This window comes from Actinophytocola xinjiangensis, assembly GCF_001921215.1.
Classification (GTDB): domain Bacteria; phylum Actinomycetota; class Actinomycetes; order Mycobacteriales; family Pseudonocardiaceae; genus Actinophytocola; species Actinophytocola xinjiangensis.
Map to the genome: position 1 here is coordinate 379,492 of NZ_MSIF01000001.1, position 12,652 is coordinate 392,143.

Sequence of the window (12,652 nt, forward strand, 5' to 3'; positions counted from 1 at the left end):
CCGGCGGCGCTCAGCGGGTGGACAGCGCGCGAGGGCGGCCGGCATCGCCACTGTTCGTGCGGGTCTGGTCGCGACGGTCGGTCTGGCGGGGGACCGCCGGCTCGGTGAACTGCTCCCGCAGGTGGCGCAGGATGCGCTGGCGGGTCGGGCCGATCGAGCCGCGCGGGATCCGCAGGCGCAGGCTGATCTCGGTGTAGCTCAGGGCCTGCTCGCCGAACAGCAGGTCCAGCAGCTCCCGCTGCTCGGCGGGCAGCGAGGTCACCATCCGGTTCAGGCTCTCCGCCTCGGCGACGTCCAGCGCGCGTTCCTCCGGTGAGGCGTCGCTGCCGGACACCCCGCCCACCTCGGCGAGGTCCACCGCCGGGCGGGTGCGGGCCAGGGTTTCCTGGTGGCGCAACGCCTCCCGCCGCGCGACGGTGATGATCCAGGCGCGCACCCGGCCCGGGTCGCGGACGAGGTGGATCTTCTGGAAGACCCGCATCCAGACCAGCTGCCAGACGTCCTCTGCGTCGTCGCGGCTGTGTCCGCACGAACGAATGGTGACCCAGACCACGGGTCTGAATTTCTCTATGAGTTCCACCCAGGCTCGATTGTCGGCGTGCTGGCAACGATTTACCAGAAAACCCAATCTGTCGTCCGGACCGTTCGACAATTCCCCACCCCATTCGTGCCGTGCCCGCTCGAATCCTTCGCCCAGCCGAACATAGCAACGGATCTTGGGGATGCGTTCACGGTTGTTATCCCAGATCGATCGGGTGATTTTCGGCGCGTGCCCCCGCCCGGAATTCGACGTATTCCGTCAGTGCCCGGTCGACCAGCGGCCCGGCGAGACCGGTGTAGCGCGCCGGGTCCAGCAGGTCCACCAGCGACTCCGGCGCCAGACCGGCACCGGCCAGCGCCTCGGGCAGCGGGACACCCTCGGCGACCACCCCGGCGAGCAGCTCCTTGGCCGCCGCCTTGCCGATCGTCGGCGCCAGCACGGCACCGACCCGCTCGGTCACCAGCTCCGCGCCGGTCAACCCGAGGGTGGCGGCCATCCGCTCCGGCCGCACCACCAGACCCTCGGCCAGCTCGGCCGCGCAGCCGGCGGCGCCGGCGGTCAGCCGAAGTGCCTCCCGCAGCGGCTGCCACTCCGCGTGCCACGCGCCGGCCGGCCGCTCGTCCTCGGCCAGCAGACACTGGGTGAGGACCAACGCGTGCGCCGGCACCTGCTGGGCGGCCGACACCACGAGCGTGGCCAGCACCGGGTTGCGTTTCTGCGGCATGGCGCTGGACGCGCCCCGGCCGGGCGCCGCCGGCTCGGTCAGCTCACCGATCTCGGTGCGGCTCAACGTCCGCACGTCCACCGCGAACTTGCCGAGCACGCCGGTCACCAGCGCCAGCACCGAGCCCAGGTCGGCGATCGGGGTACGCGCGGTGTGCCAGGGCAGCACCGACACCGCGAGGCCCAGCTGGTCGGCGACCGCGCCGACCAGGGCCAGGGTGACCGCATCGGCGTCACAGCCCGGCCGGTCCAGTGCCGCGTACTCCCGGTAGGCGGCCAGCGTGCCGGCCGCCCCACCCAGCTGCACCGGCAGCCGCCCGGCCAGGTCACGCACCCTGGCCAGGGCGTCCACCACCGGCAGCAGCCACCCGGCCGCCCGCAGCCCGAAGGTCGTCGGCACGGCGTGCTGGGCGAGGGTCCGCGCGGCGACGACCGTGTCCCGGTGCGTCCCGGCGTGCCGGGCCAGGGCCGCGGCGACCCGGTCGAGGTCGGCGGCGACCTGGCCCAACGCCCGGCCGGCCAGCACCATCGTCGCCGAGTCCAGGACGTCCTGGCTGGTGGCGCCCCGGTGGACGAACTCGGCCGCCGGCCGGTGCTCGGCGGCGACCACCGCAGTGAACGCCGGCACCAGCGCGACCACCGGGTTGGCGGCCAGCCGCGCCCGGCGCGCCAGGTCCACCAGGTCGAGCCGCTCGGCGCGCGCGGCGCCGGTGATGGCCGCCGCCGCCCACGCCGGGACCAGGCCCAGCTCGGCCTGGCCCCTGGCCAGCGCCGCCTCGACGTCGAGCATCGCCTGCAACCACGCCTCGTCGGTCAGCCCGGCCTCGGCCGGCGTACCGGCCCAGCCGGGGGCCAGCAGACCGGCATCGGTTCCGGCATCGGTCACGGTTTCCTCCTTGGGGTCAGCCGATCGGTTCGGACACCGCCACCGGCGTCACCGTCTCGGGCGTCACCGTCTCGGCCAGCGCGGCGCGGGCGATGGCGTCGGAGTCGAGCAGGGTCACCGACCCGACGCCCGGCCGCACACCGGCCGCGGTCACCCAGTGGACGTACTCGGTCGGCACGCCGAACGCGAACCGCCGGGGATGGGCGCGGCCGGCGGCGTCCACCAGGTGGTAGGGCCGCCCGGTCACCGACAGGCCGCCGGTGACGAACGAGTCCAGCCGGTAGGGCGCGCACTGGCCGGTGGCCAGCAGGTGGCGCAGCAGGGCGTTGGTGCTGCGCGTCAGGGCGACCTCCGGCAGCCGGGCCTCGACCAGCGCCTCGACCGTCAGCGGGGTGTCCCGTACCCGCGTCGCGTCGACCAGGAAACCGTTGGGCGAGAGGCGAACCCGCATCCCCGGGCCGAGCAGCCGCAGCACGTCGGCCGCCACCAGCGCGAGCGCCTGCTCCACCCGGTGCGGCGGCGGCCCGATCGACAGGTAGGCGTTGAGCGGGGTGTACCAGCCGTCCAGGTCGTCCCGGTAGGACGCTCCGGTGACCCCGCCGTGGTCCACGGCCAGCCGCACCTCGTTGCGGATGTCGCGCAGCACGTCCAGCGCGGCCTTGACCGGGTTGCCGACGTTGCCCTCCCCGGCCAGCGCCACGTCCCGGCGCAGGTGCTCGATCGCCCACGTGCGGAACTCCGCGCGGCCACCGAAGATCCGGCCCCCGCACGGCGCGGCCAGCCGCTCCCAGTCCCACCGGTCCGCCGGTGCCACCCCGTACCGGTCCAGCACCTCGGCCTCGCCCGGCCCGCCCAGCTCGCACGCCGCGTAGGCCGGCAGGAACCCGGCGGTGTCCCGGTGACGCGCGACGAGCGTCTCGTAGTAGACGGCCTGCACCTCGCGGGCGATCAGCGGCCACACGTCCCGCCGGAACGACACCGCCGGCCTGTCCCGCAGCCGCGCGACCACCGCCTCGGTGAGGTACCTCGGCTCGTGGCGCAGCACCGGGCCCTTCTGGTTCTCGCCGCGCGCGTGGTGCGGCACCCCGCGCCGCGACCCGGCGTAGAGCACCGGCTCCCGCCCGGAGGGCAGATACCGCAGCCGGCCGTCGTGGCGTTCGAACCGGCCGCCCCGGCCGGTGGTGAGCAGCGCCAGGTAGTCGAAGAAGCACAGGCCCAGCCCGCGCAGCGCCACCGGGGCGCCGGGCCGCAGGCACGACAGGTCGACGTCGGCCGGGTTGGCCGGCGGGACGTAGCGCAGCCGGTGCGCGGCGGCGAAACGGGTCGACCGCCGCTGGTCGGCCGACAGTTCCACGTCGCCGTGACCCAGCGCGAGCACCACCACGTCCAGGCCGCTCAGCCGCGCGCCGCCGGCCAGGGTGAGGGTCTGCCGGCCGTCCGGGTCGTCGTCGAGCGCCACGGCGCTGGCCCGGTGGACCAGCACCCGGACGTGGTCGGGTGCGGTGGCCACCACCCGGTCGAAGAACGCGCGCAGGTAGTGGCCGTAGCAGCGGCGAGTGGGGTAGGAGTCCGGGCCGAGACCGGCAGCCTCGGCGGCGATCTCCGCCGGGTGTTGGCCGCCGCGCGCCCACTCGTAGAGGCTCGGGCCGGCGACCACCGGGCCGGCGCAGGCCACGCTGTCGTCGGTGTACAGGGTGACCTGCGCGGCGACCGTGTTCATCAGCAGCTCACCCGACTGGGCGGTCCGCCACACCGCGCCGGCCCCCGGCGGGTACGGGTCGACCACGTGCACCACCAGCGGCGTGCCGGCCGGCGCGTTGGCACACAGCCGTTCGACCACGGAGGTACCTCGGGGCCCGGCGCCGACGACGCAGATCGCCGTCATCGTGTCGGCTCCGGGAAACCGTTGTGCGGCAAGGAGATGAGGGTCTGCCGGGGATGGGTCATCGCGGGAGCGCTCCTGCTCTGCGGGCTCGTGCGGCACTCCCACAGACCCCACCGGCCCCGAACCGGATACATGGCGGGAATCGGCGCGCGGACGTATCCGCCGCCGGCCGGCGGCGGTCTGTGGACCTGTCGGCGGTGCTCCCGCCGAGTCCACTTGGGACCCATCGCGGCCCATCGGCGGAGAAGGAGACCACGATGACGGAGCGTCCGTGCGCCGTCGTGACCGGTGCGTCGCGCGGGATCGGGCGGGCGATCGCCGTCCGTCTCGCCGCCGACGGGTTCGACATCGCCTTCTGCTCGCGGTCGCTGGACGACAACGCGGAGAAGACCCGCGCGATGGTCCAGGAACACGGCGCCCGCTGCCTGCACGAGGTCTGCGACGTCGCCGACCACGACGCGGCGCGGGCGTTCACCGAGCACGCCGAGGAGGAACTCGGGCCGGTCGCCGCGCTGGTCAACTCCGCCGGCGTGGTCCGGGACAACGCCCTGTTCCGGATGCCGCTCGCCGAATGGGACGCGGTCGTGTCGACCAACCTCACCGGCACGTTCTCCATGTGCCGGGCGGTGGTCTACGGCATGATGCGCCGGCGCGCCGGCGCGGTGGTCAACGTGTCGTCGGTGATCGGGATCTCCGGCAACGCCATGCAGAGCAACTACGCCGCCGCCAAGGCCGGCATCAACGGGCTGACCGTGTCACTGGCCCGCGAGGTCGCCGGCTTCGGTGTCCGGGTCAACGCCATCGCCCCGGGGTTCATCGAGACCGACATGACCGCCGGCCTCGCCGACAAGCACCGCGACCGGGCGCTCGACCTGATCCCGCTGCGCCGCTTCGGCGAACCGGAGGAGGTCGCCGAGCTGGCCTCGTTCCTGGTCTCCCCGCGCGCCGGCTACCTCGTCGGCCAGGTCATCCGGATCGACGGCGGGATGATCCTGTGAACGACGAGCGTGAGCGCCGGATCGACCAGCGCCGACGAGACCTGCTGCGCCGCCTGGACGAGGTCGCGGCCGGCACCTGGACGCGCTGCCCCGGCTGCGCGGTGGCCCTGCACCGGGACAAACTCGCCGCGCACGTCGGCGTGTGCCCGCGCTGCGGCCACCACTTCCGCCTCACCGCGCACGAACGCCTGGCCGCGCTGCTGGACCCCGGCAGCTTCACCGAGACCGCCGCCGACCTGTCCCCGGCGGACCCGCTGGGCTTCGTCGACGCCCGCCCCTACCCCGAACGGCTGCGTGCCCTCGCCGAACGCACCGGCCTGCGTGAGGCGGCCGTCTGCGGCAGCGGCACCGTCGACGGGCACCGGATCTCGGTGTGCGTGCTGGACTTCCGCTTCCAGGGCGGCAGCATGGGCGTGGTCGTGGGGGAGAAGGTCACCCGCGCGGCCGAACTCGCGCTGGCCGAACGGATCCCGCTGGTGATCTGCTCGACCTCCGGCGGCGCGCGCATGCAGGAGGGCATCTTCTCCCTGCTGCAGATGGCCAAGACCGCCGCCGCCGTGGCCCGGCTGCGCGCGGCCGGCGTGCCGTTCGTGTCGCTGCTGGCCGACCCGGTCTACGGCGGCGTGTCGGCCTCCTTCGCCACCCTCGGTGACCTCGTGGTGGCCGAGCCCGGCGCGCGGGTCGGCTTCGCCGGCCCGAAGGTGATCAGTCAGACCATCCGCCAGGAGCTGCCGCCCGGCTTCCAGACCTCGGCGTTCCTGCTGGCCCACGGGCACGTCGACGCCGTCGTGCCGCGCCAGGAGCTGCGCGCGTTCCTCGGCCGGGTACTCGGCCTGCACGTGCCGGCCCAGCCGCGCCCGCCGCTGCCCGCGCCGCGACCCGAACCCGGCCGTACCGCCCCGGACGCGTGGACCACCGTGGGGCTCGCCCGCCACCCCGACCGACCGCACTTCGACGACTACCTGCGCCTGCTGTTCGACGACTTCGTCGAGCTGCGTGGCGACCGGTGCGACGAGGACGACCCGGCGGTCGCCGCCGGGCTCGCCCGGTTCGCCGGCGCGCCGGTCGTGCTGATCGGGCACCGCAAGGGCCGGGGCACCACCGAGAACGTCGCCCGCAACTTCGGCATGCCCGGCCCGGCCGGCTACCGCAAGGCCGTGCGGCTGATGCGCCACGCCGAACGGTTCGGCCTGCCGGTCGTCACCTTCCTGGACACCCCCGGGGCGTACCCGGGGATCCGGGCCGAGGAACGCAACCAGAGCGGCGCCATCGCCGAGTGCCTGGCCACCCTGGCCGGGCTGCGGGTGCCGGTGATCGGGGTGCTCACCGGCGAGGGCGGCAGCGGCGGCGCGCTGGCGCTGGGGGTGACCGACCGGCTGCTCGCCCTCGAACACGCCGTCTACTCGGTGATCAGCCCGGAGGGCTGCGCCACGATCCTGTTCGGCGACAGCGACCAGGCCGCGCGGGCCGCCGCCGGCCTGCGGCTGACCGCCCGCGACCTGCGCGGCTTCGGCGTCGTCGACGACCTGCTCGGCGAGCCGGGCGACGGTGCGCACACCGACCACGCCGCCACCGCCGAGGCGGTACGCCACGCGCTGTACCGCCACCTCACCGAACTGTCCCGCACACCGATCGACGTCGTGCTGGACGCGCGCCAGGCCCGGTTCCGTGGCCCGGTGTCCGACACCGTCACCGCTGGGAAGGCGATGCCGTGACCACGAACGAGAAACCGTTCCCGATGACCGACGAGCGGTTCACCGTGCTGCTCGGCCAGGCCAGGGACCTGGCCAGGCTGGTCGACACCACCGGCGTGCGGCGCATCGCGCTGTCGCTGGGCCAACTGCGGCTGGAGATCGAGGCCGGCGCGGCGCCGGTGACGATCACCGGGGCGCCACTGCCGCCGGCACCACCGCCGGAGGCCGACCTCGACGGGCACGTGATGTCCGCGCCGCTGGTCGGCGTGTTCTTCCGGGCGCCGGAGCCGGGCGCGCCGCCGTTCGTCGAGGCCGGCGACCGGGTGGAGGTCGGGCAGCGGCTGGCGATCGTCGAGGCGATGAAGATGATGAACGACGTCGTCGCCGACCGGGCCGGTGTGGTGCGCACGATTCACGTCACCAACGGCGAGGTCGTCGAGCACGGCCAGCCCCTGTTCACCGTCGAACCGGCGTGAGCGCCGTGTTCGACAAGATCCTGATCTGCAACCGGGGCGAGATCGCCCTGCGGGTGCTGCGCACCTGCCAGCGGCTGGGCATCGCCACCGTGGTCGCGCACTCCGAGGCCGACCGCGACACCCCGGCTGTGCGGCTGGCCGACGAGACCGTGACCCTGGGCCCTGGCGCGGCCGAGCACAGCTACCTCAACGTCCCCGCCGTGCTCTACGCCTGCGCCCGCACCGGCGCCGACGCCGTCCACCCCGGCTACGGCTTCCTGTCCGAGGACGCGCTGTTCGCCCGCTGCTGCGCCGAACTTGGCATCACGTTCATCGGGCCGCCCGCCGAGCTGATCGGCCTGATGGGCGACAAGGTCGCCGCCCGCAACGCGGCCGCGGCCGCCGGGGTGCCGCTGCCGCCGGGCACCCAGGACCCGCTGGAGGACCTCAACGACGCCCTGCGTCAGGCCGAGACACTGGGCTACCCGCTGATCCTCAAGGCCGCCGCCGGCGGGGGCGGGCGCGGGATCGCCGTCGTCGCCGACCGGGACGCGCTGGTCAGGAGTTTCCCCGAGGTGCGGCACAACGCGCGCACGCTGTTCCAGGACGGCCGGGTGCACCTGGAGCGGTTCGTGCCGGGCGCCCGGCACGTCGAGGTCCAGGTGCTCGGCGACCGGCACGGCACCGTCGTGCACCTCGGCGAGCGGGACTGCTCGGTGCAGCGGCGCTGGCAGAAGCTCGTCGAGGAGTCACCCTCGGGCGTGCTGACCGAGGACCTGCGGCGCCGGATCGGCGAGACCGCGGTCGGCCTGGCGCGCTCGGTCGGCTACCACAGCGCGGGCACCGTGGAGTTCCTCGTCGACCAGGCCGGCGAGTTCTACTTCATCGAGCTCAACCCGCGGATCCAGGTCGAGCACCCGGTCACCGAGGTCCGCACCGGCATCGACATCGTCGAGCAGATGATCCGGGTCGCCGCCGGCGAGCCGCTCGGGTTCACCCAGGACGACGTCGTGCTCTCCGGCCACTCGGTGCAGTGCCGGGTCAACGCCGAGGACCCGGCCGACGGCTGGCGCGGCTCGGTCGGCGAGGTCGTGCGGTTCACCCCGCCGGCCGGCGACGGTGTACGGGTCGACACCCACGTCCACCCCGGCCACCACGTGCCCCCGTTCTACGACTCGCTGCTGGCCAAGGTCATCGTGCACGCCCCGACCAGGGACGAGGCGCTGGACCGGATGGCGCGGGCGCTGACCGAGTTCGACTGTGCCGGCGTCACCACCACCATCGGCTTCCACCGCCAGCTGGTGGACCACCCCGTCTTCCGCGCCGACCGCCACAGCGTGGACTTCCTGGCGCGCCATCTCGACGACCACGGAGCGCTGCGTGCCGCCCCGGAGGTCGCGCCATGACCGGCATCGTCCCGCTGACCGGCCTGGACCACCCGTCGCTGGTCAACGGCCAGGACGTGGTGTCCGACCGGCACGTCTACACCGTCGACTCCCGGGCGTTCCTGGAGGACGTGCTGGGCAGCGTGCGGCTCAAACGCGAACTGGAGCAGGGCCTGGTCGACCCGGCGACGGTGACCGGCCGGGTGGTCGGCCGGTGTGCGCTGGCCGGCCCGGATGTCGTGCGCGACGCGCTCAAGGCCGCGGCCGCCGCCGCGCCGGTGTGGGCGGCGTCCCCGCTGCGGAACCGCCTCGACGGCATGGCGCGCATCCGTGAGGAGATCCGGCTGCGACACGTGGAGCTGGTGGACCTGCTCATCGCCGAGGGCTCACCGCGCCGCCTCGCCGAGTGGCAGGTCGCCGGTGTGCTGGCGACGTGCAGCGAGGAAACCCTGTCCTGGTGCGCCGAGCAGATGTCCCGGGAGTTCACCGTCGGCCCCCGGCGGGTGCTGCTGCGCCGGGTCGCCGACGGGGTGGTGTGTGTCAACCCGCCGCAGAACGCGCCGACCGCCGGGGCGCTGTTCGGCTGTCTCGCGCTGGTCGCCGGCAACGCCGTGGTGATCCGCGCGCCGCGCAGCGCGCCGCTGGGCGTGATGCACGTACTGCGGGAGATCATCGCGCCGGTGCTGGCCGACGCCGGGGCGCCGCCCGGCACCCTCAACGTGTTCTGCTCGCGGCCCGGTGTCGCGCTGGACGCGTGGATCGCCAGCCCCCTGGTCGACGACGTGCTCTACGTCGGCGGTGTCGAGCGCGGCCAGGAGATCGAGCGCCGGTGCGTCGAGTCGGGCAAGAAACCGATCCTGGAGCTCAGCGGCAACGACTGCGTCGTCGTGTGGCACGACGCCGACCTCGACCTGGCGGTGGAGGCGCTGTGCGAGTCCTTCTACGGGTCGGGCCAGATCTGCATGGTGCCCAACCAGGTCGTCGTGCACCCCCGGGTCGCCGACGAGCTGCTGGCCCGGCTGGACACCGCGTTGGCCGACGTGCGGCCCGGCTATCCCGACGAGCCCAACGCGCTGCTGTCGCCGGTACTGCGGACCGAGAAGTTCTTCGCCTTCGTCACCGAGGCCCTGGAGCACGGCGCCCGGCTGGTGCGCGGCACCCGCCGGCTGGAGGTCGACGGGACACCGTCGGAGACCGGCATGTTCCTCGAACCCACGGTGCTGCGCATCGACGGGCTGGAGGGCTGCCGGCGGATCAGGATGGTCGGCGAGGAGACGTTCTTCCCGCTGCTGCCGGTCGTGGTCCCCGACGACATCACCGAGGGCGTCGACGAGGACGTCCTGCTGGACCGGGTCATCGAGTTCGTCAACAGCAACCGCTACGGCCTGCGCAACTCGCTGTGGTCGGGTGACGATCGGGTGGTCGACGAGTTCGTCCGCCGGGTCGGCAACGGCGGCATCCTCAAGGTCAACGACTCGCACATCGGCTTCGTCCCGTACCTGCCGACCCACGGCGGCACCGGCCTGACCGGCGGTGTGTTCGGCGAGGCCAACTACCCGGCACTGCGCACCTCCCACCTGCAGGGCGTGAGCATCGCGTCCGGGGTGCGGCCGTCCGAGGCGGTCTTCGAGGCCTACCGCCGGATGGTCGGCGAGAGCCAGCACTGAACCGACGAATCCCCCGAGGAGCCAACGTGGTGTTCATGGACATGGAGCGCAGGGCGCTCGACGAGTACCTGCCCGGGCTGGCCGACCGCCTCGCCGGCTTCGAGCTGACCGAGCTGGAGACCGACGGCAACCCCGGTATCGAGGCGTTCCGGGCGTGCGGTGGCGCGAAACTCGTCGTTCCGGAACGGTTCGGCGGCAGTGGAGCGTCCATTGTGGACGCCGCGCGGGTGCTGCGGGAACTGGCGGCGCTCGCCCCGTCCACCGCCGTCGCCGCGATGATGCACCAGTTCTCGGTGACCACCCTGGTCGCCGCCGTCGAGCAGGACCCGCAGGAGTTCGCCGCCTTCCCCGACCTGCTGGCCGCCATCTCCGGCAAGCGGATGCTGCTCGCCTCCGGGTTCGCCGAGGGGATGCGCGGGCAGAACATCCTGGAGCCGACCCTGCGCGCCGAGCGGACCGACGGCGGCTACCTGCTCAACGGCGTGAAGAAACCGTGCAGCCTGTCCGGGTCGATGGACCTGCTGACCGCCAGCGTCGCGGTCCCCGGCCCCGACGGCACGCCCGCCCTGGGCATCGCGCTCATCCCGGCCGACGCCGAGGGCCTGACCGTGGCGCCGTTCTGGTCGAGCTTCGCGCTGGCCGGCGCGGAGAGCAACGAGGTCCGGCTCGACGACGTGCTCCTCGCGCCGGAACAACTGGTCAACCCGCCGCTGGAGAAGGCGCTGCCGCTGCAGATGCTCGGCCTGGTGCACTTCCAGCTCTCGGTGTGCGCGGTCTACACCGGCGTGGTCAGCGCCCTGGTACGCCGGGTGCTCGCCCAGTCGCGCGGCTCGGTCACCGACCGCGCCGACCTCATCGTGGAGATCGAGTCCGCCGCCCTGACCGCCGAGGCGGTCGCCAGGCGGGTGCTCGCCGACGAACCCGTCGACCGCGCGCTCGCCGCCGTCCAGGTCGCCCGGTTCGCCACCCAGGAGTCGCTGGGCCGGGTGGTCAACCGGGCGGTCGAACTGCTCGGCGGCATGGCGTACGTGTCGTCCTCGGACGTCGGCTATCTGGCCGCCGCCGCACACGGCATCGCCTTCCACCCGCCGTCGCGCACCAGCGCCGCCGGCGCCATCGTCGAGAGCTTCCCGGCATGAGCACCGTCGTCGAACCGGGCCTGGAACCCGACGTCGAACAGGAGACGCTGCGCCGCTGCCGCGCCCACCTCGGGCGCGGCCGGGCGGCACTGGCCGAACTGGTCGGCGGCGAGGTGGAGGCGTCCTCCGACGGGGCCTGGGTGCGCACCACCAGCGGCCGTGAACTGCTCAACTGCGGCGGCTACGGCGTGCTCATCATGGGCTCGCGCCACCCCAGGGTGGTGGCCGAGGTCGCCGCCCAGCTCGCCCGCAACCCCGTCGCCACCCGGCTGCTGCTCGAACCGACCGTGGCCGCCGCGGCCGAGGCACTGGTGGCCGTCGCGCCGCCGGGACTGACCAAGGTCCACTTCGCCAACTCGGGCGCCGAGGCCGTCGAGGCCGCGCTGAAAATGGCCCGTACCAAGGGAAAGCGCCGGCTGGTGTCGATGCTCGGCGGCTACCACGGCAAGACCCTGGGCGCGCTGTCGGTGACCTCGCGGCCCTGCTTCCAGGAGCCGTTCCGCCCGCTGCTGCCCGACGTCACCCACGTCCCGTTCGGCGACGCCGCCGCCCTGGACCACGAGCTGCGCCGCGACCCCACCCCCGCGTGCGTGGTGGTCGAACCGGTGCAGGGCGAGGCCGGGGTCGTGCTGGCGCCACCCGGCTACCTGGCCGAGGTCCAGGGAGTCTGCCACGACCGCGACGCCTTCCTCGTGCTCGACGAGGTGCAGACCGGCCTCGGCCGCCTCGGCCACTGGTGGGGCGCCGACGCCGAACGGGTCACCCCGGACGCGCTGCTGTCCGGCAAGGCGCTCGGCGGCGGGATCATGCCGGTCTCGGCCGTGCTCGCCACCCCGGACGCGTTCGCCGCGTTCGACCGCGACCCGCTGCTGCACACCTCGACGTTCTCCGGCAGCCCGCTGGGCATGGCCGCGGTCCTCGGCGCGCTGTCGGCCATCGCCGAGGACGGCCTGGTCGAGCGGGCCGCCGCGCTCGGTGAGCTGCTGTGCGCCGAACTCGGCGAGGTCGTCACCTCGACCATGGGCGGCCTGGTGCGCGAGGTCCGGGGCGCCGGCCTGCTGATCGGCCTGGAGTTCACCCGCCCGGACGTGGCCACCGAACTGCTGGTCGAGCTGAACAACGAGGGCGTGGTCGTCAACACCTCGCTCAACTCGTCGTGCACCGTGCGGCTCACCCCGCCGGCCGTGCTCGACGGCGCCGAGGTGCGTTTCCTGCTGGACGCGTTCGCCAGGGCCAGCGCGACCGTGGCGGGCTGGCACCGATGAGTGAGGAGCAGACC

The 12,652-nt window shown here is 73.9% G+C and carries 10 protein-coding genes; 7 read left to right on the forward strand and 3 right to left on the reverse strand.

The genetic code is table 11. From position 1 onward, the window contains the following. Window positions 1–10: 10 nt before the first annotated feature. From BLA60_RS01850 to BLA60_RS01860, 3 genes are all read right to left on the reverse strand, one after another. Entirely contained in the window at window positions 11–580 is a 570-nt protein-coding gene (locus tag BLA60_RS01850) for an RNA polymerase sigma factor (protein WP_075130900.1), read from the reverse strand. Window positions 581–737: 157 nt separating this feature from the next. Next, window positions 738–2,150, reverse strand: coding sequence for a class-II fumarase/aspartase family protein (locus BLA60_RS01855; RefSeq protein WP_075130901.1), 1,413 nt, complete (start codon window positions 2,148–2,150; stop codon window positions 738–740). Between the two features lie 16 nt (window positions 2,151–2,166). Then, window positions 2,167–4,035 carry an FAD/NAD(P)-binding protein gene (locus tag BLA60_RS01860; RefSeq protein WP_075130902.1) on the reverse strand — a complete coding sequence of 623 codons (1,869 nt, stop codon included), beginning with the start codon at window positions 4,033–4,035 and terminating at the stop codon, window positions 2,167–2,169. A 257-nt stretch (window positions 4,036–4,292) separates the two neighbouring features. Here BLA60_RS01860 and fabG point away from each other — a divergent pair, with 257 nt between their 5' ends. The 7 genes from fabG to BLA60_RS01895 are packed head-to-tail and all read left to right on the forward strand — an operon-like array spanning window position 4,293 to window position 12,638. Continuing rightward, complete coding sequence (gene fabG / locus BLA60_RS01865) at window positions 4,293–5,033, forward strand: 3-oxoacyl-ACP reductase FabG (protein WP_075130903.1); 741 nt, start codon at window positions 4,293–4,295, stop codon at window positions 5,031–5,033. Further along, entirely contained in the window at window positions 5,030–6,748 is a 1,719-nt protein-coding gene (locus BLA60_RS01870) for an acetyl-CoA carboxylase carboxyltransferase subunit alpha (RefSeq protein WP_245811784.1), read from the forward strand. Before fabG ends, BLA60_RS01870 begins: the two co-directional genes overlap by 4 nt. Beyond that, window positions 6,745–7,203 (forward strand): acetyl-CoA carboxylase biotin carboxyl carrier protein, encoded by a 459-nt coding sequence (locus BLA60_RS01875; RefSeq protein WP_245811785.1) that lies wholly within the window; start codon window positions 6,745–6,747, stop codon window positions 7,201–7,203. Before BLA60_RS01870 ends, BLA60_RS01875 begins: the two co-directional genes overlap by 4 nt. After that, complete coding sequence (locus BLA60_RS01880; protein WP_342744693.1) at window positions 7,200–8,588, forward strand: acetyl-CoA carboxylase biotin carboxylase subunit; 1,389 nt, start codon at window positions 7,200–7,202, stop codon at window positions 8,586–8,588. Before BLA60_RS01875 ends, BLA60_RS01880 begins: the two co-directional genes overlap by 4 nt. After that, a complete protein-coding gene (locus tag BLA60_RS01885) occupies window positions 8,585–10,234 on the forward strand; it encodes an aldehyde dehydrogenase family protein (RefSeq protein ID WP_084734537.1) in 1,650 nt (549 codons plus the stop codon). The genes BLA60_RS01880 and BLA60_RS01885 overlap by 4 nt, the downstream gene beginning before the upstream one ends. Window positions 10,235–10,269: 35 nt before the next feature. Continuing rightward, window positions 10,270–11,373, forward strand: coding sequence for an acyl-CoA dehydrogenase family protein (locus BLA60_RS01890; protein ID WP_154814122.1), 1,104 nt, complete (start codon window positions 10,270–10,272; stop codon window positions 11,371–11,373). Next, the gene (locus tag BLA60_RS01895; RefSeq protein WP_075130905.1) at window positions 11,370–12,638 is read left to right on the forward strand and encodes an aspartate aminotransferase family protein; all 1,269 of its coding nucleotides are present in this window, start codon (window positions 11,370–11,372) and stop codon (window positions 12,636–12,638) included. The genes BLA60_RS01890 and BLA60_RS01895 overlap by 4 nt, the downstream gene beginning before the upstream one ends. Window positions 12,639–12,652: the final 14 nt, after the last annotated feature.

What these genes read in the sequence shown, in the direction of transcription:
- BLA60_RS01895 (WP_075130905.1), top strand. Translation starts at nt 11,370, where the DNA reads ATGAGCACCGTCGTCGAACCGGGCCTGGAACCCGACGTCGAACAGGAG.
- fabG (WP_075130903.1), top strand. Translation starts at nt 4,293, where the DNA reads ATGACGGAGCGTCCGTGCGCCGTCGTGACCGGTGCGTCGCGCGGGATC.
- BLA60_RS01860 (WP_075130902.1), bottom strand. Translation starts at nt 4,035, where the DNA reads ATGACGGCGATCTGCGTCGTCGGCGCCGGGCCCCGAGGTACCTCCGTG.
- BLA60_RS01885 (WP_084734537.1), top strand. Translation starts at nt 8,585, where the DNA reads ATGACCGGCATCGTCCCGCTGACCGGCCTGGACCACCCGTCGCTGGTC.
- BLA60_RS01890 (WP_154814122.1), top strand. Translation starts at nt 10,270, where the DNA reads ATGGACATGGAGCGCAGGGCGCTCGACGAGTACCTGCCCGGGCTGGCC.